Origin of the sequence: Streptomyces vastus (assembly GCF_039532825.1) — a bacterium.
Classification (GTDB): domain Bacteria; phylum Actinomycetota; class Actinomycetes; order Streptomycetales; family Streptomycetaceae; genus Streptomyces; species Streptomyces vastus.
In genome coordinates, this window is the sequence record NZ_BAAASJ010000022.1 from 1 (window position 1) to 23,058 (window position 23,058).

Below are 23,058 nucleotides of genomic sequence, written 5' to 3' on the forward strand. Positions count from 1 at the left end.
CCCTGGTGCGCTGGCTCGGCTCCGGACGGCAGGACTCCCTGCTCTCGGTCGAGAACACGGTAGGAGTCGCCGCCCCGGGAGGTGAGGCCGTATGACCACCGCCGCCGCTCAGCTGACCGCCGCCACCGCTCAGCGGCACCTGCTGCTGCACATGACCGCCAACGGTTCGCTCGGCCCCGAGGGCGAGGACCTCCTCGTCGTCCAGCGTGGGGAGGGACCGTACGTCGACGACGCGGACGGCAGGCGCTACATCGACGGCCTGTCAGGGCTGTACTGCTGCCAGCTCGGCTACTCCTACGGCCCCGAGTTCGCCGAGGCCGCCGAACGGCAACTGCGCGAGCTGTGCTACAGCCCGCTGTGGACCGGCTCCGCGCACCCGACGGCGATCGAACTCGCCGAACGGCTTTCCCGGATCGCCCCGGTCGACATCGAGCACACCTTCTTCTCGAGCGGCGGCGCCGAAGCCGTCGAGACCGCCTGGAAGATCGCCCGCCGCTACCACGCGCTGCGCGGCGAGCCGGGCCGCACCAAGGCCATCGCCCGGCGCGGCGCCTACCACGGGCTGACCATCGGCACCCTGTCGCTCACCGACGACCCGGGCCTGACGGAGCCGTACGGCCCGCCGGCGATCGACACCCGCTTCGTGTCGAACACCAACCGCTTCGGCCTCGCACCGGAGTACGCGGACGACGACCTGTACACGGCCCGGCTGCTCGCCGAGCTGGAGGCCGCGATCCTGGCCGAGGGCCCGGAGACCGTCGCCATGCTCATCGCCGAGCCGGTGCAGAACCGCGGCGGCTGCATCACCCCGCCCAAGGGGTACTGGCCGGGTCTGCGGGCGCTGGCCGACCGGTACGGCTTCCTGCTCGTCGCCGACGAGGTGATCACGGCCTTCGGCCGGGTCGGAGAGTGGTTCGGCGGCGACCGCTACGGCGCCCGCCCGGACATCGTCACCGTCGCCAAGGGCATCACCGCCGGATACGCCCCCATGGGAGCAACTCTCTTCAGCAACCGCGTAGTTGACGTCATCAACCGGCCCGGCGTGGTCCTCAACCACGGCTACACCTTCGCCGGTCACCCGCTGAGCGCGGCCATCGCCCTGCGCAACCTGGAGATCATGGAGCGGGACCGGATCCTGGAGAACGTCCACGGCCTCCAGGACCACCTCGCGAACCGCATGGCGTCCCTCACGGACCTGCCGATCGTCGGCGACGTCCGCGGCACCGGGTTCTTCTACTCCTGTGAACTCGTCGGCGACCTCGACGACGGCGGCTTCAGCGACACCGCCCGCGCCGATCTGATCGTCGACCTGATCCCGCGCCTACTGCGTGAAGCCGGCCTGCTGGCCCGCGTCTACAACCGCTCCGCGCCGCTGGTGCAGATCGCGCCCCCGCTGATCAGCGACCGGTTCCTCCTGGACGGTATCGCCGACATCCTCGCGGTCACCCTCGCCGAGGCATCCGCCCGCATCTGATCCATGTTTTGGAAAGGAACGACATGTTCTCCATCGGTTCGCTGACCGTCGCCCCCGGCGAGCGCGCCCAGGGCCTGATCCCGGTCGGCACCAGCAGCTACGGCGTGGAGCTCGGCATTCCGCTGATCGTCGTCAACGGCGTTCAGGACGGCCCGGTCCTGTGTGTGGACGCGGGCGTGCACGGCGACGAGTACGACGGCCAGGAGGCCATCAGACGTGTCCTCGCCGAGATCGACCCGGCCACCTTGCGCGGCACCGTCGTCGGCATCCCCTGCCTGAACACCCCGGCCTTCGAGGCGGCGGCCCGCGCCAGCGGCATCGACCACCTCAACCTCAACCGCATCTTCCCGGGCGACGCGGAGGGCTCGTACTCCCAGCGCCTGGCAGCGACGTTCGTCGAGAAGGTCGTCCCGGCCGTCGATGCCGTGGTCGACCTGCACACCGGCGGTGCCTACGGCGAGATCGCCCCGCTGGTCATCCTCCAGGGCGGTTACGAGGACCTGGCCACCGACCTGGCGCTGGCGGCCGGGCACGAGCTGGTCTGGAAGGGCGGCAAGTGGGGCGGCACGGTCCGCCACCCCGTTCTCGCGGCGGGCAAGCCCGCGATCACCATCGAGGTCGGCGGCGGCACCTACCGCGAGGCCAACGTCGAGACGCACATGAACTCGGTCCGCAACATCCTGCGCAGCCTCGGGATGATCGAGGGCGAGGCGGAGCTGCGGGACACCTACACCACCGTCTCCGGCACCTTCGCACGCTCCGCCTCCGGCGGCTTCTTCGTCGCCCGCGCCGAGCCGGGGGAGAACTGCAAGGAAGGCGACCTGATCGCCACCATCACCGACCACTACGGCAACACGCTGGAAGAGGTCACCGCGCCGCAGGACGGCATCGTGCTCTGGGTCCGCCGGATCCGCACGGTCCGCCCCGGCGACGAGGTCGTCATCTTCGGCGAGGTCCTCGGGGAGATCCGGCCATGACCGGCGAACTGCAGCTGACCGAGCTGCTCATCGACGGCAAGCAGGTCCCCGCCGCCGACGGACGCTCCTTCACGGTCCTCGACCCCTCCGACGGGACGGCCATCGCCCAGGTGGCGCTGGCCGGCGAGGCGGACGTCAACCAGGCGGTGGCTGCCTCACGGGCGGCGTTCACCTCTCCCGAGTGGGCCGGGATGCGCGCCGCAGACCGGGGCCGGATCCTTTACCGCATCGCGGAGGCCATCCGTCACCAGGGCGAACGGCTGGCCCGCCTGGAGAGCCAGGACGTCGGCAAGCCACTGCGCCAGGCGAAGGCCGATGTCGAGGCCGCGGCCCGGTACTTCGAGTTCTACGCGGGCGTCGCCGACAAGCTCGGCGGCACCACGATCCCCCTCGGGCCCGGCCTCATCGACTACACCGTCCGTGAGCCGATCGGCGTCTCCGGGCAGATCATCCCCTTCAACTACCCGCTGCAGAACACCGCGCGGGGTTCCGCCCCGGCACTGGCGGCGGGCTGCACGGTGGTGCTCAAGCCGTCGCCGGAGGCGCCGCTCACTCCGCTGGAGATCGCCAGGATCGCCCTGGAGTGCGGCCTCCCGCCGGGCGTCCTGAACGTCGTCCCCGGCGACGGCGAGACCGGCGCGGCCCTCGCCGGCCACCCGGACATCAACCAGGTCACCTTCACCGGCTCGGTGCCCACCGGCATCAAGGTCGCCCAGGCGGCCGCCGCAAACGTGGTGCCCTCCGTCACGGAACTGGGCGGCAAGTCCCCGGTCGTCGTCTTCGCCGACGCCGACTTCGACCTGGCCCTCGGTGCCGTCGCCGCCTCGGCCTTCGGCAACGCCGGCCAGACCTGCTCGGCCGGCACCCGGCTGCTGCTCCAGCGAGGCGCCGAGGAGTTCCTGGAGAAGCTCGTCGCCCACGCCGCCGCACTGCGCGTCGGCCCCGGGCTCACCGACCCGGACATCGGCCCGCTCGTCGCCGCACGGCAGCGCGACCGGGTGCTGGGCTACCTGGACGTGGCCCGGCAGGAGGGCGCGACGGTCCGCGTCGGCGGCGCCCCGTCCGACCCGGCCCTGGCCGACGGCTACTACGTCGCGCCTACTGTCCTCACAGGCCTGACGAACGACGCTCGGTGTGCCCGCGAGGAGATCTTCGGCCCGGTCGTCACCGTCATCGAATTCGACGACGCCGACGAGGCGCTGGACATCGCCAACGACAGCCCGTACGGCCTGGCCTCCTACGTGTGGACCCGCGACATCGACAAGGCGATGCGGCTGGCCGAGGGCATCCGGGCCGGTCAGGTCTACGTCAACGCCACCGGCGTCGGCACCGGCGTCGAGCTCCCCTTCGGCGGCTACAAGCACAGCGGCTGGGGCCGGGAGAAGGGCCTGGCAGGCCTGGACAGCTACCTGCAGACCAAGAACGTCTGCATCGGGTTCGGGAACCGGTCATGAGGTACCGCACCCTGGGCGAGCGCGGCCCGGCCGTCTCGGTGGTCGGTGTCGGTGGCAACAACTTCGGCTCTCGCTTGGACGAGGAGGGCACGAAGGCCGTAGTCCAGGCGGCCCTGGATGCCGGGATCACCCTGTTCGACACGGCGGACATGTACGGCGGGCGCGGCGACGGCGAGCGGCTCCTGGGTGCCGCCTTGAAGGGGCACCGGGACGACGTCGTCCTGGCCACCAAGTTCGGTATGGAGATGGGGCCCGAGGCCGACATGTACGGCCGGCGGGGCGCCCGCCCCTACATCCGGTACGCCGTCGAGGCGTCCCTGCACCGGCTCGGCACCGACCGGATCGACCTGTACCAGTACCACGAGCCGGACGGCGTCACCCCGCTGGAGGAGACGGTGGCCGCGCTCCAGGAACTGGTGGACGAGGGCAAGATCGGTCTCATCGGCTGCTCCAACCTGCCGGCCGAGCACCTCACCGACGCCTTCGTGTCCACCCAGGCCCGCTACCACCTGCTCGACCGCAGCGTGGAGCAGGACCTGATCCCCGCCTGCCTGCGCCACGGCGTCGGCCTGCTGCCGTACTACCCGCTGGCCAACGGCCTGCTCAGCGGCAAGTACCGGCGCGGCGAGCAGCCCCCGCCCGGCAGCCGACTGTCCTGGCGGCAGGGCTGGCTCACCGACGAGGCCCTCGACCGCGTCGAGGCGCTCACCGCGTACGGCGCCGAACGCGGCCTGACCCTCCTCCAGGTCGCGGTGGGCGGACTGGCCGCCCTGCCCGCCGTCGGCTCCGTCATCTGCGGCGCCATGAACCCCGAACAGGTCACCGCCAACGCGGCGGCGGCCGACTGGATCCCCGACGCGGCCGACCTGGCCGCCCTGGACGCGATCGTCACCCCCGGCGAACGCGTCGTCTGAAGCTCCTACATCCTCTGGAAACCCGCGAAATAGAGGCTGAACACCATGCGAGAGATCGTCACCTTCGACGCCTATGCAACCCTGATCAACTTCGAGCTCGGCCCCACGACCCTGAAGGTCATCGAGGACCGGCTGGACCTGGACAACCTGGACGTCGACGAGTTCCTCGACGACTTTCGCGTCATGCGGTTCCAGGCCGTCCTGGAGGCCTACCGCCCCTACCACGAGATCCTGCACTCCAGCCTGCGCAACGCCATGCGCCTGCACGGCCTGGAGTACCGCGAGTCCGACGGTGACGCCCTCGTCGAGGCCGTCCCCACCTTCGGTCCCTTCCCGGAGGTCCCGGACGCGCTGCGCGCCCTGAAGACCAAGTACGAGATCGCGATCATCTCCAACACGGACGACAACCTGATCGCGCGTAACGTGGAGAACATCGGCGTCGAGTTCGACTACGTCATCACCGCCCAGCAGGCCGGCGCCTACAAGCCGGACCGCCAGACCTTCGAGTACGCCTTCAAGACCATGGGCGTCGAGCCGTCGCAGGTCATCCACACCGCCCAGGGCTGGGAGTACGACCACATCCCGACCCGCGACCTCGGCCTGAAGCGCCGCGTGTGGATCAACCGCTACGGCCGCCTGGGCAGCTCCGACTACCAGCCGTACGACGAGCTGCCCGACCTGTCGGGCCTGCCGACGCTGCTCGGCTGCTGACCGACGGCGCACCGGCGAAACAGACCGAGAACACAGAGGACGCACGCGATGAAGCAGATCCCCTACTGGATGGACACAGCCCCCGCCCTTCCCGACCGTTCCGGGAAGGACCTGCCCGACGAGGCGGACGTGGTGGTCATCGGCGGCGGCCTCACCGGCCTGTCCACCGCCTACCACGCCGCCCGTAAGGGCGCCCGGGTCGTCCTGGTCGAGAAGGACCAGGTCGGCTCGGGCGCCTCGGGGCGCAACGGCAGCCACTGCAACCCCGGCATCACCATCAGCCCGGCCCAGGCCCGCAAGCGCTACGGGCAGGAGCGTGCTCGCGAGCTCTACGACGCGTTCCGCGACGCTGTGGACGTGGTCGAGGAGCTTGCCGTCAGGGAGAAGATCGACTGCGACTTCCACCGTGCCGGGCGCCTCGGCGCGATCTGCAAGCCCCAGCACTTCGAGGGCCTGCAGGCCAAGCAGCGCGACCTGGCCGAGAACTTCGGCCACGAGACGGTCGTCCTGAGCAAGAGCGAGCTGCGCGCCGAGCTCGGCACGGACTACTACCACGGCGCCCTGCTCGACCCGCTCGGCGCAGCCATACACGTGGGCAAGTTCGTCGTCGGCCTGGCAGGCGCCGCCGAGCGTGCCGGCGCCGAGATCCACGAGCGCAACGCCGCCACCGGCCTCACCCGCTTCCCTGGCGGCGGCTTCTCGGTGGAGACCCTGCACGGCACCATCCGTGCCAAGCAGGTGATGGCGGCGACGGATGCCTACACCGACAAGTCGATGCCGTGGTTCCGGAAGCGGCTGATCAACGTCGGCAGCTTCATCATCGTCACCGAGCCGCTGGGGGAGGCACGCGCCAAGGAGCTCATCCCGAACGGCCGCCTGCTGGTCGCCCACAAGAATGTCGGCAACTACGTCCGCCTCACCCCGGACAACCGCCTCGCCTTCGGCGGCCGGGCCCGCTTCGCCCCCTCCAACCCGGCCTCCGACGTCAAGAGCGGTGACATCCTCAAGCGGGAGATGACGGAGATCTTCCCGCAGCTGGCCGGGACGCGGATCGACTACGTCTGGGGCGGCATGGTCGGCTTCTCCTGGGACCGCGTTCCGCACGCGGGTGACGTCAACGGCCTGTACTACTCCATGGGTTACTGCGGTCACGGCGTCCAGATGGCCACGTACATGGGCCGGGCGGTCGCCGAGATGATGGACGGCAAGCCCGAGGCCAACCCGATGCGCGGCTTCGGCTTCCCGAAGGTCCCCGTTCCCTTCTACAACGGCACTCCCTGGTTCCTGCCGTTCGGCGGTGCCTACTACAAGGCCAAGGACCGGCTGCTCTGAGTCCAGGCCGAACAGCGGTGACACTGTGGGGGCCTCCCGTGACATGGTCGCGGGAGCCCCCCCCGCAGAGTCCTGGCCAACGCGTCTTGTGTTGGCACCGACAGAGAGTCCAAAGGATGTTGCATCAACAATCCGTGATTCCTGTCCGGGCTGGCCCTGGGAGGCCGTCGTACGCGGCTGATCGGCCGACGCCGTGAGCGCGAAGCCCTCAGCGCCCTCGTAGACACTGTTCGTGCGGGGGAGAGCCGGGCCCTCGTCGTCACTGGTGAGTCGGGCGTCGGCAAGACGGCGCTTCTGGACTGGCTGGTTGCCGAAACATCGGGTGTCCGCATCGTGCGCGCCACCGGTGTCCAGGCAGAGATGGATCTGCCGTTCGCCGCGCTGCACCAGCTGCTGGCGCCCATGCTCGACCGGCTGAACCGCCCGCCTCGGCTGTCCTCTTGTGGAATCGTCGGCCGGCCGGGCGGTGCCATCATGCACGCGGCCGGTCGGGCATCTGTGACTTCGTAGGAGCCCGGCCAAAGGTCCCACCACAGTCTTGTCCAGCCGCGCGACCGGCCCGTGCGATCCCTCGCGCATCGCACGGAAGGACAGCAAGACCCAGCATGGCAGACCAGATCGCGGTGGTCGGCGGCGTGGACACCCACACCGACTTCCACCAGGCCGCAGTGATCGACTCCATCGGCCGTCACCTCGCCACGGCAGCGTTCCCCACCACCCCCGACGGCTACCGCCGACTGCTGGAGTGGCTGCGAACGCACGGGGAGGTTCTCGCTGTCGGAGTTGAAGGGACCGGCGCCTACGGCTCCGAACTCGCCCGATTTCTGCGGGTGAACGAGGTCACCGTCGTGGACGTCGACCGCCCAGACCGCAAGGCCCGTCGGGCCAACGGCAAGTCCGATCCCGTGGACGCCTATGCGGCCGCCACGGCCGTCCTGTCCGGCCGCGCGAACGGCCGGCCGAAGACCCGCGGCGGCATCGTCGAGGCCATCCACTCTCTGCGGGTGCTCCGTCGCTCGGCCATCAAGTCCCGCACCCAGACGATCAACCAGATCCGCACCCTCATCGTCTCCGCCCCTGCCGAGGTCCGCGAACGTCTGCGCGGCCTGCCCACCTACAAGCTGATCGCGCAGCTTGCCCGCTCCCGCCCTGGCGCTGATCTCGCCGACCCGACCTGCGCGGTCCGCACCGCCCTGCGACGTCTGGCCCGCCGCTACCAACACCTCACCGAGGAGATAGCCGAAGCCGACGCTGGCCTGGAACCACTCGTGGCCCAGGCCGCCCCGGGGCTGGTCGAACTGGTCGGTGTCGGCACCGAGACGGCAGCCCAACTCCTGATCACCGCAGGCGACAACCCCGACCGGCTGAAGTCCGAAGCCTCCTTCGCCCATCTCTGCGCAGCGGTCCCGATCTCCGCCAGCTCGGGACGGACCAACCGCCACCGTCTCAACCGCGGAGCTGACCGCCAGGCCAACCACGCACTTCACACGATCGCCCTCGTGCGGATGCGCCACGACCCCCGCACACGGCTCTACGTCGCGCGGCGCACAGCCGAAGGCATGTCAAAGAAGGACATCTTCCGCTGCCTCAAACGCTTCATCGCGCGCGAGGTCTACAAGTACCTGACCAGCACGAACGTCTCACAGCAACCACTCCTACAGGCCGCTTGACGATCTATAGGAGCTTCCAGCTCAAACTCACGACAAGAAAGTAGAGCGCCCCCCCATGAGCCAGCCTTCTGCCGCCCCGGTCGTCGAGCGGGTGGACGCACACCATCGGTACGAGATCGTGGTCGACGGCAAGCGCGCCGGCGTGACCGAGTACCGCGACCACGGTGAGCAGCGCGTGTTCTTCCACACGCAGGTCGACGACGCCTACGCCGGACAGGGCCTGGCCGCACAACTGGTGCGGCAGGCGCTCACCGACACCCGCGCCGCCGGCAAGCGGATCGTCCCTGTCTGCCCATACGTTGCCAAATTCCTGAAGAGGCATGACGAGTTCGCCGACATCACCGACCCCGTGACCCCTGAGGTCCTGCGGTGGCTGGAGGCGCAGCTGGGCTGACTGGTCGTCCCTCGGACCCGGCGGCGCGCACGGCCGGCCGCAGCTGCCACGCACGCACCAGGCGTTGACGGGTCGTCCAGCATCCTGGCGGGTGACCCGTCAACGGGCACTTAGACTCGTCCACATGAAGGAGACGGCGCGATGGTTGACCCCGGACGAGCAGCACGCGTGGCGGAGCTTTGTGCGGTTGCATGAGCGGCTGGGGGGCCGGTTGTCGCGTTTGCTGCAGACCGAGTCGAAGCTGTCGGCCGCGGACTTCGCGGTCCTCGTCCATCTGACGGACGTGCCCGAGGGGCGACAGCGTTATCAGGACCTGTGCCGTGCTCTGGAGTGGGAGAAGAGCCGGATGTCCCATCACGTCGCCCGGATGGCCGGCCGGGGACTGGTCGTGCGGGAGGAAGCCCCTGATGACGCGCGGGGGGCGTTCGTGGTGATCACCCCCGCAGGGCGGGAGGCGATCGAGGCGGCAGCTCCGCTCCATGTGGCGGCGGTGCGGGAGTTGTTCCTGGACCATGTCACGCCGGCGGAGCTACGGATGCTGGGCGAGATCTCCAGCCGTGTCGTGGCGAAGCTGGACGAGGACGCGTCCTGAGCCCCGGGCTCGGCTGAGCCCGTACCCCGGACTCAGCCCGAGTCCCGGGCTTCCGGCCGCTCGGGCGAAGGCGTGGCTTCTCAGGCGACTCCGAGGATGATTGACGCATCAACTGTGCTTGGCATGCTGTGCTTGCCGTGGCACGTCAAGCAAGTCTGCGCATAGTCATGTGACGCATCAAGTATCCCGGAGCGCGGCAGGCGAGTCATCGGATCACCCGCTCCGGCAACTGCTCGTCGGCAGCCGCTCCCGGACGCCGCGTCCAGCTGCGGCCGGCGCGGCCGGCGTCGAGCGGGTGACCGCGCGCTGCCGGCCGCATGGCGCCGTCGCGGTCACGCCCCGGCGGTCATCGCGTCCCGGACCTTGGCGGTGTCCACGAACTGTTCGAAGCGGACGATCAGCCCGCCCCGTACGACGAAGTGGTGGGCGACTCGCACGTCGATCGGATTGCCCGTGGCTTTGTTGAGGGCTGTGTAGCGGGCCAGGACGATGACGTTCTCGCCATCGACGACATACGTGTCGTCATGGACGATCCAGTTGTCCCATTCCTTGGCGAGCTGCTCCATGACGTGCGAGATGACGCCGTCAGGGGCGCGGTAGGTGCCGGCCAGGGGGAAGCCGGCCATCTCGGTCCACTCCACGTCGGGGGCGAGGGTGGCGCGCAGGGCGTCCAGATCCCCGGCGGCGGAGGCCAGGTACTGGCGGCGTACGACGTCGGCGGGAGCGGTGGAGGCGGCGAACTCGGTCATGCTCAGCCCCACTTCATCTCGCCCTTGACGACCTTGGCACCGATCTGGGCGGCGATCACCATGCCGTTGTCCGGGTAGCGCTTGACCAGGGCGTCGGTCAGCGAGGCGCCGTCGGCGGCCTTGGCCAGCTCCTCCTCGAACGCCACCAGGTAGTCGCGGGTGGCGGTGATGGCGGAGGCGTCGGCGGGGGCGTCGGGGAGGCGGTGGCCGGGCACCACGAGCTGAGGCTCGAGGGCGGCCATCTCGTCCAGCAGATCGCGCCAGGCGGAGCGATCCCCCGGAGTCGGGGTGTCGGCCACCCAGACATGCTCCTTCTGGAACAGCAGCACGCCGCCCAGGATCGCCCGGTGCTCGGCCTGCCACAGGTAGTGCCGGTCAGGCAGTCCTGCCGGGCCGCCCTTGAGCTCGAAGCGGTGGTCTTCCAGGCTGAGGTCGCCGGTCACGGGCTCGAGGTCGACCAGGCGGGTCGGCAGGTTCGGGCCGAGGGCCGCCCACGCCTTGAGTTTGCCCTCGTAGGAGTGGTGGATGTGTTCGATGACGTGCTCGGTGGCGACGAACCTCGCCTCGGGGAAGGCGTCGGCGAGGACTTCGGCGCCGAAGTAGAAGTCGGGGTCGCCGTGGCTGATGAACACGGTGGTCAGCCGCTTGCCGGAGTCGAGGATTTCGGCGGCCAGCCGGTGGCCGTCGGCCCGGGTGAAGCCGGCGTCGACCAGCAGGGCCTCGCTCTCGCCGGTGACGACGGTGGCGGTCTTGTTCTTGCTGCCGGCGGGGAAGTCGAGATCGAGGATCTTGAAGTCGAGTGTGCTCATGGGAGGAGGTTCCTAACTCTCGGACGTAGGCTCCCCGGGAACAATATCTGACGCGTCAGATATTTCCATCGTGGACGTCCGATCGCCGTGAACCGAGTCTCGCCGTGGTTACTGCACACCGCACGCCGACCGTGCGGCGCCCCTCAGGGCAGCAGCGGCAGAAAGTCCCGGGCCGAGTGGCTCAGGATCCGCAGGTCCTCCGCGAATCGCTCCCGGTGGGACGGAGGCAGGGGCTCCAGGAAGTACCGCTTGATGTTCTCCACGTGGAGCCGGGATGCGCGTACGGCGGTCGCCTCGCCCAGCGGTGTCAGGCGCACCAGGCGTCCCCGCCTGTCGTTCGGATCCGTGACGCGTCGCACCAGCCCGGCCGTCTCCATCCGGTCCACCAGTCGCGTGGCCCCGCCGGTGCTGAGCACCTGCTCCTGGCTGATCGCCCGCATCGACAACCCGGGGTCGCCGGCCCGTCCCAGGATCAGCAGCACCTCGTACATCAGGTGGCTGACCCCGCACTCCTCCTCGATCTTCCGGCCCAGGATGTACTCCAGCCGGTTTGCGGCACCCTGCAGCCGTCCGAAGGCCAGGACCAGCGCGTTGTCGGCCGCCTCCTGGGCGGTCGTGATCTCCGTATGGTCGTTCTGCTCGTCCACGGCACCTCCGTATGTTCGTCCAGGCGGAAACTATCGCGCCTCATCGTGGCGGGAGGCTCGGTGCCTGTGGGGCGGGGGTCGTGCGTTGGGGCGGGGTTGCCGTGATGTTGCGCGAAGTCTTGACACGTTCTGTTCGACTGCGTAGATATGACACCGCAGTCATGGCAGCGCAGTCATACAGCTGATCGCCCGAGTCCCGGTCGGGTCAGCTGCAGGGCTACGGGCCGTGACTGGCTAGGATTTGAGCCGCCGAACATCGGGAGACGCAATGACGCGAGTGGGAGGACGGGGCGGCAGCCCCGCCGCGCCGCGCAGCGTGGACGTCGCCCGGCTGGCCGGCGTCTCACAGAAGACGGTGTCGCGGGTCTTCAACGGCGAGCGGTACGTGTCCGACGACGTGCGCCGGCGGGTGCTCGAAGCCGCCGAGGAACTCGGCTACCGGATGAACAACGCGGCCCGCGCACTGGCCTCGGGGCGCTCCCGCACCATCGGCGTCGTCACGCTGGGAACCGCCCTGTACGGGCCCGCCTCGCTGCTCATCGGCGTCGAGCGGGCCGCCCGGGACGCGGGTTACGCGATCCGGGTGGTCAACACCCTGGAGGGTGAGCCGGGAGGCGTCGCCGGGGCCGTGGAGTCACTGCTCGAGCAGGGTGTGGACGGCATCGTCGTATCCGAACCGATCGATGAGGGATCGGTCTCGCTCAGCGTCGATGTGCCGGTTCTCGTCCTGGGCGCCCCCGCGGTGTTCGGCGGTTCACGGACCGTGGCCGCGGGGATGGGCGCCGAGTCGCTGGCCCGGGCGGCCACCGAACACCTGCTGGATCTGGGCCACGTGACGGTCCATCACCTGTCCGGTCCGCAGGGGTGGTTCGCCGCCCGGGACCGTCTCGGGGGCTGGCGGGCGGCGTTGTCGGCACGCGGCAGGGAACAGCCGCCCGTGATCGAGGGCGACTGGTCGGCCGAATCCGGCTACACGGCGGGCCGCGAGTTCGCCTCCGCCGGTGGCGTCACCGCCGTGTTCGCGGCCAACGACGACATGGCCATCGGCCTGATCCGCGCACTGACGGAAGCCGGCCTGCGGGTGCCGGGCGATGTGAGTGTCGTCGGCTTCGACGACATCCCCGTCGCGGCCTACGTCACTCCTCCGCTGACCACGATGCGCCAGCCCTTCGACGCCGTGGCGAACGACGGGATCCGGCTCCTGGTGCAGGCCATCGAGAAACCGGACGCGGAGCCGGCGCCGGCGCACGATCCGCCGGTCGAACTCGTCGTCCGCGGCTCGACCGCACCCCCGCCGAGCCGGAAGACCCCGGCACGCGGGCGGCGTACGGCCTCCCGCACGGGCCGCTCGGCACACCCGCCTCCGGCCGGGGACGGCCGCCCACCCTTAACCGAGCCCACCATCGACTGAACCGCACACATCGGCCGCCCGAGTGGCGCCCGCCCATGGCCGGGCGGTGAGTCTGCCGCCTGCGCTCACTGCCCGTCAAAATCCTTCTAGGACCGTGGACTTCCGCGCTACGGCACGTGACGCGAGTGCCGGCCGCACCCCGCGCGACGCAGACCCGAACCCGGCGACCCCGATGCCCTGGTAGCGACGTCCGCGCCTCACCCCACGTAAACCCTCCCCACACCCATGCGCAGCGCCCTCGCCAGGCGCTCCGTTCCTCTGCCCATTCGTCTGCCCTTTCGGCGGGAGTTCACCATGCCTCGATCCTTCGTTCCCACGTCCTCCATGAGCCGTCGGCGGTTCCTCGCCGCGACCGGCGCGGTATCCCTCGGCGTCGCGCTCGCCGCGTGCAGCGGCGACGGCGACTCCGGCTCCTCCTCCGCCGAGCCGGTGAGCCAGGCCGACATCGCTACTCCAGCACCGACGAAGGCGAGAGCTGGAAAGTCCTCAACGTCATCGCGACGGGCGGCCGGCAGGGCGGCAGCGCGGGCGCGGTCGGCAGGAACGTCGCCAAGGCGAACACGTACAAGCAGGTCGATCCCCTCTGGGAGCCGTACCTGATGGTCCACGACGGCAAGCTCGTCTGCTACTACTCCGACGAGAACGACTACCTCGGTTTCGACCCGGTCACCGGTGTGCCGAAGCTGGATCCGGACAACGACACCGCCCGGGACTCGCACGGCCAGATCCTCGTCCACAAGACCTGGAACGGCCGCAGCGCGCAGTGGAGCGAGCCCGTCGTCGACGTCGCCGGCCTGACCCAGGACATGGGAGGCGGCAAGACGCAGATCGGAGGCGGCCGGCCGGGCATGACGACCGTCGTCCCGACGACGGACGGCAAGTGGCTGCTCCCGTACGAGTACTGGGGCGGCGGAACCAACACCCGGTACGTGCTCGCCGACGACCCGCTGAAGTTCTACCGCGGCTCCACGGACAGCCCCGTCACCTCACTGCCGGTCGACGCCGGTTCCCGTCGGCTCGCGGTGAACGGCAGCCCGGTCGTCATCAACCTCCCCGACGGGCGTCTGGTGTACAACGCCGCTGGCAGCGGCAACGTCTGGGTCAACGAGAGCGGACGCAGCGACGGCGTGTGGAAGGAGTACCAGACGAATGCGCCGGCCTCCTACAGCCGCAACCTGCAGTATGTCGAGGGCACCGGCCGCATCTCGATCCTCAACCACAAGGGCACCTCGACGATCGCCTTCTCCGAGGTCGACCAGGGCCGCTCGGAGGGCGCCTACTACCAGCTCGTGAACCGCAAGACCGGGCAGGTGATCGGCACCGGCGGCAAGAGCAACGACGCCAACACCGGCAACGGAGACGTTCCCGACGTCCGCCTGGAGGACGCCGGTTCGGTGGCGAACAAGGACACCCGGTACTGGCACCTGGCCACCAAGGCCGACGGCGCCCTGACGCTGCTCAACAAGTCGGGAGGCCGTGCCGCGGGCATCTGGACGGCGGATCCGACGGTCGGCCAGCGGATAGGCCAGTGGGTCGACAACACCCCGGCGGGCCTCTGGAACCTCACCAGGACCGCCGACGGCTACTACAAGTTCCAGGCGGCCAAGAACACCAACGTGTACCTGACCGGCGCATCCGCCGGGGCGCCGCTGACCCTGCAGAACGCGGTCGCGAACGGCTCCCAGGAGTGGCAGCTCGTCCAGCAGGCCCCGACCGCCGCGGACCTGATGAAGGACACGCAGTCGAAGCGCCTGACCACGAGCACCGTCAGGAGGAACGCCACCCTGTCGCTGAACGCCGCCGCCTCGGATCCCGCGGGCACGGCCCTGCACGCGAACAAGACCGGCCGTGTCTATGTGTTCGCGGCCGACGGGAAGGTCACGGACCTCGGCCGGGTCTCCTTCGACGAGGGCCAGAAGGGCAGCGTGGCCCTTCCGGGGACGATCGCGGGCGGGAAAAAGGTCAAGATCGCCGTGGTCTTCGACGACACACCGCTGATGTGGGACGCCGTCACCGTTCGGGCCGCTGCCTCCGAAAGCTGATCCGCAGCTTGGGGTGAGCCGACTCGCCGGCTCACCCCAACCTCAGCCGGCTGTCCGTCACAGACAACCGGCCCACCCGGACAGCCACGGCCTCGTTGAGGCGTTCGACCCTGCAAGGTCATTCACGAGGGCGACATCGGCAGGGCGGCGCGGTGGAGTCGGTGCCGGCGCGGCCAGAAACGGTGTAGCGCCCCGTCCGCGGGTGCGGTGCGTGCAGGTGTCACTTGCGGTGTCGTCGACCGACTTGGACCGGCTGTTCGCTGGATAGAAGGGCGGTCCAGCCCGTGAAGGACGTCCGATCTTGCCGCTCACGATCGCGACGATCACCCCAAGCACCACCGGGCAACCCGTGCGGTGAGAGCCAATCCCATGGCAGGACACCGTCGTGCCTGTGGTTGACAGCGACGACGGTGAGGGGGCCGAATGCAACCCGCTCCCTCAAGAGTCAGCTGTCGGACGTCGTCTGCCCGGGGCCCGCGACGTGATGCCCGAGGGAGAGACTGCCGGGGCATGACCACCCGGCCACCGCGACCGTCCCCAGGCATGACCGGGCTGCCGTGCCGCTTCTGACTGGCACCTGCGTCCTGCGCGCCGAGCAACTCAGCCGCTCTCTCTTCCGGTCGGCACTCCGGCTCTCGCTGCTGACCGGCGTGGCATGCTGGGCGGCCATCGAAGTCGCTGCCCCGTGGCGCGCAGCGCTGTGGAACATGCCCGAACTGGCGCGTTCCTGTGGCTGTTGGGCTGCCAGTACCTGGTGGCGCCGATAGGCGGTGTGCTGTTATCCGCACTGCGCCACGTCGGCCTTCCCGGCTACGCAACGGTCGCCGAGCTCACCGGGCGGGTGGCTGGCTGCGTGGTCGCAGACACGCTCGGCGCCCACGCAGTGGTCCGTGGCCATCTCGCGCACCTTGTGGCCGGGGTCTGTCTGGTCGCGGCCGGCAACTGGGGCGACTCCGCGCTGGGCGGTTTGCCCGGCGCGGTGTTCGCCATGTCTCCGGTATTGCTGGCTGTTGGCTGCTGCGCGGTCGCTGCTGGCCCACCAGGCAGCCGCCGAGATCGGACTGTTGGGCCGCCCAGGTTGGCGAGCGGAGCAACCCGCGGCCGCTGCGGGGCATACGGGTGCAACGACTGGGCCATCTGTGGAACACGAGCATGGGTCTGTTTGGCGAAGGCCGCTCACGTCTATGGATCTCGTTGATTCCGGTCGATGACCCTGTCCGATGAACAGGGCCCCGAAGTCGTCCGAATCAGCCATTCGGTCGTGGCAGACGACCTCCGCCGCGCCGATCGACCAGACCACAATCAGCGTGATGTCGGGAGAGGTGGTGCAGACGGCGAACTGTCCATTCGCACCGCAACGCGCCCTTTGAGTACGCGAACCCGCGCCGAGTCGATTTCACTCGGTGGCCAGTCCGCTTGGCCGTCCGCGAACGAGTTGCTTAGGACTAAGCGGTGAGGCTTCTGCTGCACCAGCGCGGTGGTTCAGTCGCTTAAGAGGACGCTGCAGGTAGGCGCGGTCGGAGGCCGCCACGAGCAAGATCGCGGACCGCCGCGGTCGCTCATGTGTCTCCCATACCGGCAACAGTGCACGATCACTCATCAAGCGTCTTCTGAGGAGCCTGATTACGATGCCCAGACGTCCTGGACGGCATGTCGCCTTGGCCGCTGCCACTGCAAGCCTGATCGCCGCTACACCGCTGGTGGCCGCCGAGCCGGCGTTCGCCCAGTACCCGCCGGCTCCCAATGTTGTGATCGATGACGACACCGTGGCTCCCGGTGATTCGATCACCTTCACCGCGACCGGCTTCGAGTCGGGCGAAGAGGTTGTCGTCAGCCTGGTCCCCGCAGGGGGTGCGGCCGCAGGTGGTGCCACCGTCGGTGCAGGCGCGACCGGCGGCGCGGCCACAGCCCTACTGAGAACATCGCCCTCGTCCGTACGGGCTTTCATGGCGGCCGCCCCCGTCGGCGACGAAGACAAGGGCACCGTGGTGCTCGGCACCTTCACCGCCGACGAAAACGGCGTCGTGACGGGAACGGTCACCATCCCCAGTAACACTCGACCGGGTGTCTACCTCCTCAGACTCGTCGGCCAGTCATCCGGACTCAAGCTGACCGCACGGTTGACCGTCGAAGGTGACGGCGATCACGACCACGGGCACGACTACGGTGACGACGTCGGCCACAACGAGCGCAGTGGCAGCGTCGACAGCCATGACGGGAATGGGAGCTCGCCCGTTTCCGGTCGTGGCAACGGGCCCTCGAGTCTTGCGAACACCGGTTCCTCGGACGTACGAGTGGCCATGCTCACCGCGGCAGGTGGTGTGCTGCTTCTCGGTGGCGGCACACTGGTGATCGCCAGGCGTCGGCGTACTGACGCTCAACGCGGCTGAGAGGCCTGTTGCCGTGGACCGCCCACGACTCTCGGACAGCCCCGTTCTGTCCTCCTTCACCAGCCTTGTCCGACGGCATCGCCGTCGCGCCAAGCCGCTGATGTGGGCGGCCGCAGGTCTCCTCCTCGCCGGTTCGGGCTGGGTGCTTGTAACAGGGCTGTACGCCCGCAGCGAGCTGCTCGCGGCCCAGGAGGACCTGGAAACGCTGCGGAACACGATGACGGTGTCCCGCTCGCCAGTCTCGACGGCGAGGGATGCCACGACTCGCGGCTCCCGCACCGAAGCGGCGGCCCGTTCCGCCGCGGCTCACGCCGACCGGGCACATCGGCTCACCACCGGCCCCGCGTGGTCCGTGACCGCGTATCTGCCCACGCTCGGAGAACCTCTCAAGACGGTCCGCGGCACAGCCAAGGCCGTCGACCGGCTGACCGGCGAGGTGCTGCCCTCCGTCGTACGATCCGCCGGCGACCTCACCGACGAAGCGGGCGCCGGCGACGGCCACTTGAACCTGTCCGAACTGCGCCGCGCCGCGGAGACGCTTGAGCAAGCCTCGCGCCAGGTGGCCGCGGCTCGTACGGAGACACTCGAGTTGCCCCGTCGGACCTGGCTGCCCGCCGTGGACCGGGCCCGAACGCAACTGCTCGAGAAGCTCGACCGGATGGCGCCCACCGTGGAGGACGCCGCCACCGGTGCCCGTCTCCTGCCGGCGATGCTCGGCGAGCACGGGCCGCGGCGTTACTTCCTGGTGTTCCAGAATCCCGCGGAGGCCCGGGGAACCGGTGGAATGCCTGGTGCTCATGCCATGCTGACAGCCGACAAGGGCACGCTGACACTGACGGATTTCGGACACGACGCCGAGATGATGACCGCTCGCCCCAAGGTAGATCTCGGCGACGAGTTCACCGCCATGTACAAACGAAGCGACTCGGTGAACACATGGCCCAATTCCAATATGAGCCCGCACTTCCCCTACGCCGCGCGCATCTGGTCGGCGGCCTGGCTCGACAAGAGCGGCGAACGGGTGGACGGTGTGGTCTCCTTGGATCCGAGTGCGCTGGCCCGCCTGCTCGCGGCCTCCGGGCCCGCGCTCACGTCCGACGGCACAGTCGTCGCCGCGGACAACGTGGTGGATCTCAGCGAGCGCACCAACTACATGACGTACCGCGACCCGCATGAGCGCAAGGCGTTCCTGCTGAACGTGGCCCGCGCCGCTGCCGGACGGTTGCTCGCTGCCGCCGAAGATCCCCAGCAGCGGCCCGCGCTGCTACTTGGCCTGTACGAGGTGCTGAGCAAGGGGCAGATGAATGTCTGGAGCGCGCACCGCAACGAGCAGCGGGAGCTGGCACCACGCCCGGTCGGCGGCTCCTTGCCGCACAGCCCGACACCCTACGCAGGGCTGGTAGTCAACAACGCCGCGGGCACCAAGCTGGACTACTACCTCGACCGCACCCTGGACTGGCACCCCGGCCGCTGCACCGCCGCCGGCCGCGAGGTCACGGTCAAGGCAGTCCTCGCCAACCGTGCGCCGTCCTCAGGGCTTCCCACATACGTCACCGAGCGCATGGACAAGCCACCCTATGCAACGCACGAGGGTGACAATCGCCTGCTCGTCTCCTACTACGCGACCGTCGGCGCGGATCTGATCAAGGCGACCGTTGACGGGCGCAAGGCTCTTATGTCACCGGGCATCGAGCGCGGACATCCGGTGTACACGTTCGACATCGAGGTACCTGCGGGCGGCAGCCGCACCGTGATGCTGCACCTGTTGGAGCCCCCGGCCGACGACGCGCCCACCGTGCTGCACCAGCGACTGCCGCGCCCACTGCGGGCCACGGCGCACCCTCCCCCGGACTGCCACGGAGACTGAGCGGCCCCTTGCCGGCCCGCCCTCGGCCCAGCGCTGCCGCGGCGATCTGTTCCACCGCTTCCGCGATCCGGGCGGCGCACGTCCCTCGGCACAGTACGGGTCGGCCAAGTCGTCGTCCCCGATCCTGCGCCGCTCCCTCTCAACAGGCGGAACTTGTCCGGCGCCGAATCCGGTCGGAAGGCCGGCAGGCGTTCCGGCAGTCGGGGGCGTCCTGCTCGGGCTCAAGGAGTCGTCGCACGATCCCCGGTGGCCATGATGGATGAGGCCGGGCCGCCATGTCCTTGATGCAATACCGGGTCTTCAAAGTTGAGGGGTGCGGAGGTATCCGCGGGCTCGGCGGGTGGTTACACAGCGTGTCCGTAGTCGTTGGTCGTCGGCGTTGCGGAAGACGAACGGGTTGCGGGCACGACGAGCTTGATCACGTGGTTGATCCCCTCGCTTGGCGTTGCTGTGCCCGGTGTCGATGAACGCTTCGGTCTCCGGCCACCATCGGTCGACGGTGGTGGCGAGTTGTCGCACCTCGGGATGTCGGCATCCGCGCACCAGGTGAGGAACTTCCAGCGTGCGTGGCCGATCTGGTGCCGGTCTGCGCCGGTGCGGGCCAGGGCGAGGACGTTGCGCAGGTTCTCCTTGGCGATCCATGCCGTCAGGAGGTCTGCCCGATTGTCCCCTCGCCCAGCAGTGTGTTCCACATCGTGGCGAAGTGTTCGTCGGTGAGGTCCTCGCGGTTGCGTAGCAGGCGTCGTCTGGCCTTCCATTCCGGGTCGCTGGCGCGTCCGCGGCGGCCGCGGATCTCGGCGGTGGTGCGGCGCCGGACCTTGGAGAGCATCTTGTTGGCGAGCTGGACGACGTGGAAGTGGTCGACCACCACGGTGGCGTGGGGCAGACCGGCGCGGACAGCTGCCCGGTAGGTGGCGGACATGTCGATGGCGACGTATTTGATGCTCTTTCGCCATTGGAGGGGTGTGGTGGCCAGCCAGGCCAGCACGTCGGCGGCGGTACGGCCCTCGATCTGGCCCAGCAGCCCGCCGTTGCCTCGCGCGTCGACGAAGCCGGTGTGCCACCGGTCCCGGACGAGAAGCCACTTGCCGGTGGTGGGATCCTGCTCCCAGCACGGCCGACCGCGCCGGGTCTCGAGAGATGATCACGCAGGTCCACAGGCATCCTGCATCCGGGGCTGTGCCCGAATGTGTCATGACAATCGGCCGGGTGTGGTTCGCTACTGCGGTGACTCAGGACTTGGAGATCGTGGCATTCGAATCCGCCGAGGCATTTGAGGCATGGCTCGGCGAGAACCACGCCGTCTCGCCCGGCATCTGGCTCAAGCTTCGCAAGAAGGGCCCCGGAATCGTCGCGCTGGACTACGCCCAGGCGCTCGACGTGGCACTCTGTTATGGCTGGATCGACGGCCAGAAGGCCAAGTTCGACGACCAGTGGTGGCTCCAGCGGTTCACCCCGCGCAAGCCGAGAAGCAAGTGGTCCAAGGTCAACCGGGACAAGGTGGCCGCCCTGATCGAGCAGGGCCGGATGCATCCGCCGGGGCAGACCGAGATCGACCGCGCCAAGGCGGACGGCCGCTGGGCGGCGGCCTACGACGGTGCGAAGACCGCTACTGTGCCGGACGACCTCGCGGCGGCCCTGACCGCCGCCCCGGCTGCGGCGGCGTTCTTCGAGACGCTGGACCGGCAGAACCGCTACGCGATCCTGTACCGGATCCAGGACGCCAAGAAGGCCGAGACCCGGGCGCGCCGGATCGAGAAGTACGTAGCGATGCTGGCGAAGAGCGAGAAGCTGTACCCGTAATCGAGGAGAGGGCCCGCCGCGTGGTGCCCTGGGCTCCTGGCGCGCCTGCGGCCCCGGCAGCAACCACCAGGTGGCCTCACTGAGCGTGACAAAACGTCAGAGGCCTGAGTAGGCGCACCGCTCAACTTCGAAGACCCGCAATACCGCCGCAGCGCCGTCTCCAGCGGCTTGTGGTGCGTACCCTGTCGGCCGACGACGATCATCCGTGAGCACACGCCCAGGATGAACACCGCGTACGCCCAGGCTGAGCAGGTTCTGACATAGGCATGTCCGCGACCCAGAGGTGGTCCACGCCCGAGGCTGTGGCCACGGTCGACCAGTCCCGACGGGCGGGTGCCGACGGCTGCTGGGAGTGGTGCGTCCGGCGTTCTTGAGTAGCGCGGTCAGGGGCCGCTGTTGACTGAACGCAAGGCTGCTGTCCTGTCCGGGGTTCTACTTCGTTCCACGGACGACATAGAGCCCGCGAATGCGTTCGATCTCGAACTCGCTCAGGCGAAGGTCCCTGCACCAGCGCTCGAGTCGGCGCCGCGGCTGGGGCCGCTCGAATTGAGGCGAGAGCCAGTCGAAGGTGTCCAGGACCGACCAGGTCCGCACGGTCTCGGTGTCGCTCAACCCGAGGTGGCGGTGATTGGCGACGGGAACGAGCCGGGTCAGGTAGTCACCCACCCATGGGACTGCGCTGAGGCGCGTGGAAACCGGCAGTAGTCGTGGCGTGATGGATTGGACAACGCCATAGAGCTTGCCTGGGGGAATTCGCTTGGTGACGGGCCGCAGCAGTTGCCGCAGATGCGGATAGGCGACGATCGCTGCGTACACGTCGATGCAGAATTTTCCACCGGGACGCAGGTAACGGAAGATCGTTTTGAAGGCCCGCTCGACGTCAGGGGTGTGCTGGATGACCCCGAGGCAGACGAGGTAGTCGAACGACTCATCCATCAGGGGGAGGTCGTAAATGCTGGCCTGAAGCAGCCGCAGGCCGGCGAATCGGCCATTGGATGTGGCGTTCGCCTCCACCGCATTGGAGATGTCGAAAGAGGTTACGGCAGCCCCGGTCTGGCAGAGCACCTCTGTGAAGCGTCCGGCACCGCTTCCGCACTCAAGAACTTCGCGGCCCTCAAGTTCATCAGTGGTCCAGCCACTCTCCCGCAGCAGGCGATCTCTGGATACGGGGAGCCCCACATACGAGTCAAGCTGGGTAAGTCGATGCAAATTCCATTGATACCCGAACGATTTCCCGTAGTTGTCCTCGGGAACGAATCGCGGGATCCCGTCGCGCACCGGATAGCTCCGTCTACACCCTTCGCAGCTCAGTGTGGCCTCTCCGTGCAGCCGTGCACGGCAGTTCGGACACCGAAGCATTTCGAACCAACCGTCTCGGTTGTTCTCCGCAAGGCCGTCGGCCAATCTCCTGTGCATGCAGGACAAGCTAACTGATCGTTCGGTCTGGAGCGGGACAGGACTGTTGTGTTTTCGACGCACATTTCCTGAGAAGTCAGGAGTGCAGTCGACTTGGAGCCTTTTCCGTACTCAATCTGAGCTGAACGCGACCACGGCGGGCGAACGCGCACATCCTGTGTACACGCTCGACGTCGAGTGCCCCGGGACGCAGCCGCACGGTGGTGCTGCACCTGCTGGAGCCCGTCCGGCCGCGCCCGCCGTGCTGCACGAGCGACTGTCGCGCCCGCTGGGGGCACGGTGGACCCGTCCTCGGGCCGTTCCGGAGACTGGCCTGGACTCTCCCGGTCAGCCCAGTCCTCCGCCTGGTCACCGCCGGCGTGGGGCAAGGTAACCGCTGGTCCCCGCCGGAACCGCGATCCGTGTG

Annotated in this window: 18 protein-coding genes and 3 pseudogenes; 15 read left to right on the plus strand and 6 right to left on the minus strand. The window is 68.9% G+C overall.

Annotated features, from left to right (window positions below; genetic code table 11):
• The first annotated feature begins 91 nt into the window (after positions 1-91).
• The 10 genes from ABD357_RS09810 (at position 92) to ABD357_RS09855 (ending at position 9,518) form a co-directional block, all read left to right on the plus strand.
• Positions 92-1,474: an aminotransferase class III-fold pyridoxal phosphate-dependent enzyme gene (locus tag ABD357_RS09810; protein ID WP_344389048.1), complete on the plus strand. Its 1,383-nt coding sequence runs from the start codon at positions 92-94 to the stop codon at positions 1,472-1,474.
• A 23-nt stretch (positions 1,475-1,497) separates the two neighbouring features.
• The gene (locus ABD357_RS09815) at positions 1,498-2,451 is read left to right on the plus strand and encodes a succinylglutamate desuccinylase/aspartoacylase family protein (protein WP_344389049.1); all 954 of its coding nucleotides are present in this window, start codon (positions 1,498-1,500) and stop codon (positions 2,449-2,451) included.
• A complete protein-coding gene (locus ABD357_RS09820; protein WP_344389050.1) occupies positions 2,448-3,905 on the plus strand; it encodes an aldehyde dehydrogenase family protein in 1,458 nt (485 codons plus the stop codon). Before ABD357_RS09815 ends, ABD357_RS09820 begins: the two co-directional genes overlap by 4 nt.
• Positions 3,902-4,819, plus strand: coding sequence for an aldo/keto reductase (locus ABD357_RS09825; protein ID WP_344389051.1), 918 nt, complete (start codon positions 3,902-3,904; stop codon positions 4,817-4,819). The genes ABD357_RS09820 and ABD357_RS09825 overlap by 4 nt, the downstream gene beginning before the upstream one ends.
• Before the next feature lie 45 nt (positions 4,820-4,864).
• Entirely contained in the window at positions 4,865-5,530 is a 666-nt protein-coding gene (locus ABD357_RS09830; protein WP_344389052.1) for a haloacid dehalogenase type II, read from the plus strand.
• 48 nt (positions 5,531-5,578) lie between these two features.
• On the plus strand, positions 5,579-6,862 hold the full coding sequence (locus ABD357_RS09835; protein WP_344389053.1) for an NAD(P)/FAD-dependent oxidoreductase: 1,284 nt from the start codon (positions 5,579-5,581) through the stop codon (positions 6,860-6,862).
• Positions 6,863-7,042: 180 nt separating this feature from the next.
• The gene (locus tag ABD357_RS09840) at positions 7,043-7,372 is read left to right on the plus strand and encodes a BREX system ATP-binding domain-containing protein (RefSeq protein ID WP_344389425.1); all 330 of its coding nucleotides are present in this window, start codon (positions 7,043-7,045) and stop codon (positions 7,370-7,372) included.
• 95 nt (positions 7,373-7,467) lie between these two features.
• Positions 7,468-8,532 (plus strand): IS110 family RNA-guided transposase, encoded by a 1,065-nt coding sequence (locus ABD357_RS09845; protein ID WP_344389054.1) that lies wholly within the window; start codon positions 7,468-7,470, stop codon positions 8,530-8,532.
• Positions 8,533-8,587: 55 nt separating this feature from the next.
• Positions 8,588-8,926: a GNAT family N-acetyltransferase gene (locus ABD357_RS09850; protein ID WP_344389055.1), complete on the plus strand. Its 339-nt coding sequence runs from the start codon at positions 8,588-8,590 to the stop codon at positions 8,924-8,926.
• 124 nt (positions 8,927-9,050) lie between these two features.
• Positions 9,051-9,518, plus strand: coding sequence for a MarR family winged helix-turn-helix transcriptional regulator (locus ABD357_RS09855; RefSeq protein ID WP_344389056.1), 468 nt, complete (start codon positions 9,051-9,053; stop codon positions 9,516-9,518).
• A 332-nt stretch (positions 9,519-9,850) separates the two neighbouring features.
• Here ABD357_RS09855 and ABD357_RS09860 read toward each other — a convergent pair whose 3' ends face one another.
• The 3 genes from ABD357_RS09860 to ABD357_RS09870 form a co-directional block, all read right to left on the minus strand.
• Complete coding sequence (locus ABD357_RS09860) at positions 9,851-10,267, minus strand: nuclear transport factor 2 family protein (protein WP_344389057.1); 417 nt, start codon at positions 10,265-10,267, stop codon at positions 9,851-9,853.
• A gap of 2 nt (positions 10,268-10,269) precedes the next feature.
• Complete coding sequence (locus ABD357_RS09865) at positions 10,270-11,076, minus strand: MBL fold metallo-hydrolase (protein WP_344389058.1); 807 nt, start codon at positions 11,074-11,076, stop codon at positions 10,270-10,272.
• A 143-nt stretch (positions 11,077-11,219) separates the two neighbouring features.
• Complete coding sequence (locus tag ABD357_RS09870) at positions 11,220-11,723, minus strand: MarR family winged helix-turn-helix transcriptional regulator (RefSeq protein WP_344389059.1); 504 nt, start codon at positions 11,721-11,723, stop codon at positions 11,220-11,222.
• A gap of 268 nt (positions 11,724-11,991) precedes the next feature.
• Between ABD357_RS09870 and ABD357_RS09875 the strand changes: the two genes are divergently transcribed.
• From ABD357_RS09875 to ABD357_RS09890, 4 genes and pseudogenes are all read left to right on the plus strand, one after another.
• A complete protein-coding gene (locus ABD357_RS09875; RefSeq protein ID WP_344389060.1) occupies positions 11,992-13,134 on the plus strand; it encodes a LacI family DNA-binding transcriptional regulator in 1,143 nt (380 codons plus the stop codon).
• A 449-nt stretch (positions 13,135-13,583) separates the two neighbouring features.
• Positions 13,584-14,837: pseudogene (locus ABD357_RS09880) on the plus strand (RICIN domain-containing protein); the annotation flags it as partial.
• Between the two features lie 1,967 nt (positions 14,838-16,804).
• A complete protein-coding gene (locus tag ABD357_RS09885) occupies positions 16,805-17,566 on the plus strand; it encodes a hypothetical protein (protein WP_344389064.1) in 762 nt (253 codons plus the stop codon).
• Positions 17,567-17,579: 13 nt separating this feature from the next.
• On the plus strand, positions 17,580-19,433 hold the full coding sequence (locus ABD357_RS09890) for a DUF4012 domain-containing protein (protein WP_344389065.1): 1,854 nt from the start codon (positions 17,580-17,582) through the stop codon (positions 19,431-19,433).
• A 646-nt stretch (positions 19,434-20,079) separates the two neighbouring features.
• Here ABD357_RS09890 and ABD357_RS09895 read toward each other — a convergent pair.
• Positions 20,080-20,478: pseudogene (locus tag ABD357_RS09895) on the minus strand (ISL3 family transposase); the annotation flags it as partial.
• Positions 20,479-20,627: 149 nt separating this feature from the next.
• On the opposite strand from ABD357_RS09895, the gene ABD357_RS09900 reads away from it, so the two are divergent.
• Positions 20,628-21,236, plus strand: a complete 609-nt coding sequence (locus ABD357_RS09900; RefSeq protein ID WP_344389067.1) for a YdeI/OmpD-associated family protein — start codon at positions 20,628-20,630, stop codon at positions 21,234-21,236.
• A gap of 432 nt (positions 21,237-21,668) precedes the next feature.
• Here the strand turns inward: ABD357_RS09900 and ABD357_RS09905 are convergent, their stop codons facing one another.
• Positions 21,669-22,514 carry a class I SAM-dependent methyltransferase gene (locus ABD357_RS09905; protein WP_344389068.1) on the minus strand — a complete coding sequence of 282 codons (846 nt, stop codon included), beginning with the start codon at positions 22,512-22,514 and terminating at the stop codon, positions 21,669-21,671.
• Positions 22,515-22,652 (minus strand): annotated as a pseudogene (locus tag ABD357_RS44615) (Trm112 family protein); the annotation flags it as partial.
• Positions 22,653-23,058 lie beyond the last annotated feature (406 nt).

Bases quoted from the DNA above. Each gene is read 5' to 3' on its own strand.
- ABD357_RS09810 (WP_344389048.1), top strand. From the start codon at position 92: ATGACCACCGCCGCCGCTCAGCTGACCGCCGCCACCGCTCAGCGGCAC.
- ABD357_RS09815 (WP_344389049.1), top strand. From the start codon at position 1,498: ATGTTCTCCATCGGTTCGCTGACCGTCGCCCCCGGCGAGCGCGCCCAG.
- ABD357_RS09820 (WP_344389050.1), top strand. From the start codon at position 2,448: ATGACCGGCGAACTGCAGCTGACCGAGCTGCTCATCGACGGCAAGCAG.
- ABD357_RS09825 (WP_344389051.1), top strand. From the start codon at position 3,902: ATGAGGTACCGCACCCTGGGCGAGCGCGGCCCGGCCGTCTCGGTGGTC.
- ABD357_RS09830 (WP_344389052.1), top strand. From the start codon at position 4,865: ATGCGAGAGATCGTCACCTTCGACGCCTATGCAACCCTGATCAACTTC.
- ABD357_RS09835 (WP_344389053.1), top strand. From the start codon at position 5,579: ATGAAGCAGATCCCCTACTGGATGGACACAGCCCCCGCCCTTCCCGAC.
- ABD357_RS09845 (WP_344389054.1), top strand. From the start codon at position 7,468: ATGGCAGACCAGATCGCGGTGGTCGGCGGCGTGGACACCCACACCGAC.
- ABD357_RS09850 (WP_344389055.1), top strand. From the start codon at position 8,588: ATGAGCCAGCCTTCTGCCGCCCCGGTCGTCGAGCGGGTGGACGCACAC.
- ABD357_RS09855 (WP_344389056.1), top strand. From the start codon at position 9,051: ATGAAGGAGACGGCGCGATGGTTGACCCCGGACGAGCAGCACGCGTGG.
- ABD357_RS09860 (WP_344389057.1), bottom strand. From the start codon at position 10,267: ATGACCGAGTTCGCCGCCTCCACCGCTCCCGCCGACGTCGTACGCCGC.
- ABD357_RS09865 (WP_344389058.1), bottom strand. From the start codon at position 11,076: ATGAGCACACTCGACTTCAAGATCCTCGATCTCGACTTCCCCGCCGGC.
- ABD357_RS09875 (WP_344389060.1), top strand. From the start codon at position 11,992: ATGACGCGAGTGGGAGGACGGGGCGGCAGCCCCGCCGCGCCGCGCAGC.
- ABD357_RS09885 (WP_344389064.1), top strand. From the start codon at position 16,805: ATGCCCAGACGTCCTGGACGGCATGTCGCCTTGGCCGCTGCCACTGCA.
- ABD357_RS09900 (WP_344389067.1), top strand. From the start codon at position 20,628: ATGACAATCGGCCGGGTGTGGTTCGCTACTGCGGTGACTCAGGACTTG.